Below are 1,418 nucleotides of genomic sequence, written 5' to 3'. Positions count from 1 at the left end.
ACGGTGGCGGTGCGGGCGGTGGCGTGTTTGGAGATGTTGGTGAGGAGTTCGCTGACGGTGAAGTAGGCGATGCCTTCGATGGCGGAGGCGGGGCGGGTGTCGAGGTCGACGGTGACGCGGACGCCGCCGGGGACGGTGCAGCGGGTGGCGACGGAGGAGAGGGCGGCGTCCAGTCCGCGGTCGGTGAGGATGGCGGGGTGGATGCCGCGGGCGAGGTCGCGGAGTTCCTGGAGGGCGAGTTTGACCTCGCCGTGGGCGGCGTCGACCATGCGGGCGGCTGCTTCGGGGTCGTGGTCGAGTTTCTCCTTGGCGAGGCCGAGGTCCATGGCGAGGGCGACCAGGCGGGCCTGGGCTCCGTCGTGGAGGTCGCGTTCGATGCGGCGCAGGTCGGCGGCGGCGGTGTCCACCACCGTCCCCCGGTCGTCCTCCAGCTCCCGCACCCGCTCCGACAGCGCCGAGGGGGAGAGCAGCCCCCGCACCATCAGCCGGTTGACGTTCGCCAGACCGTGGATGACCCACGGCGTGGCGAACACCAGCACCAGACCGGCCGCGCAGACACCCGCCACCTCCGGCACGCTGTCCAGGTAGATCTCCGGCCGGCCGCCCGGACCGTCCCCGTAGATCTGCAGCCCCGGCTGCCCGGCGAAGGCCGGCAGCACCCACTGCCACGCCGGATAGCTGAGCATCGCCCACCCGTACGTCCACAGCACCACCGAGACGGTGAAGCCGAAGACGCCCCAGGGCAGCATCAGCAGGCAGTACAGGGCACTGCGCCAGCCCACACCGTCCCGCAGCACTGCGCCCAGCCAGCCCATCAGACCCGGACGGGCCGGCCGCAGCCGGGAGGGACGGCCCACCCGCACATCCAGCAGCGCCGCCGCACGGGCCCGTTCCATCGACCCCCAGCCCCGGGCGCCGGCCACCCCGGCGGCCAGCACCGGGATGCCCATGAAGGTGACGGCCAGGCCGACGCCGAGGCTGAGCATCACCACCACATAGGTGAAGGAGACGATCCCGATCGGCAGGTCCAGCACCAGGTGCAGGAACTCCTTCCAGGTGCGGGCCGCGAACGGCGCGCCCAGCAGGCCGGGGCCGCGGCGCGCGCTCCCGCCGGGCGCCGGGCGCCGCCCGGTGGGCCCGGCGGCTGCCAGGTTCTCGATCACGATGTCCGTCCTTCTGCGTGCGGGACCGGCTCTCCGCTGCGGGTGTGCCAGGGGAGTTCGGTGGTGATGGTGGTGGGGCCGCCGTGGGGGCTGTCGATCATGAAGACTCCGTCGACGGCGCGGATGCGTTCGGCGAGGCCGGTGAGTCCGGTGCCGGTGGTGTCGGTGGTGGCGCCGCCGTGGCCGTCGTCGCGGACCTGGATCATGAGGCGGTTGTCGCTGCGCCAGACGTCGACGGTGGCGGTGCGGGCGGTG

At 73.2% G+C, this 1,418-nt stretch carries 1 protein-coding gene and 1 pseudogene; both read right to left on the bottom strand.

Features of this window, described 5'->3' with window-relative positions; genetic code table 11:
• Window positions 1-1,151: sensor histidine kinase (locus AOK09_RS41500; protein WP_079063690.1), on the bottom strand; the 1,151-nt coding region annotated here is incomplete at its 3' end.
• A gap of 8 nt (window positions 1,152-1,159) precedes the next feature.
• Window positions 1,160-1,418 (bottom strand): annotated as a pseudogene (locus AOK09_RS35575) (sensor histidine kinase); the annotation flags it as partial.

The organism is Peterkaempfera griseoplana (genome assembly GCF_001418575.1).
Classification (GTDB): Bacteria; Actinomycetota; Actinomycetes; order Streptomycetales; family Streptomycetaceae; genus Peterkaempfera; species Peterkaempfera griseoplana.
The sequence above is the reverse complement of the archived record's forward strand: the minus strand, read 5'-3'. Positions and strand labels throughout refer to the sequence as shown.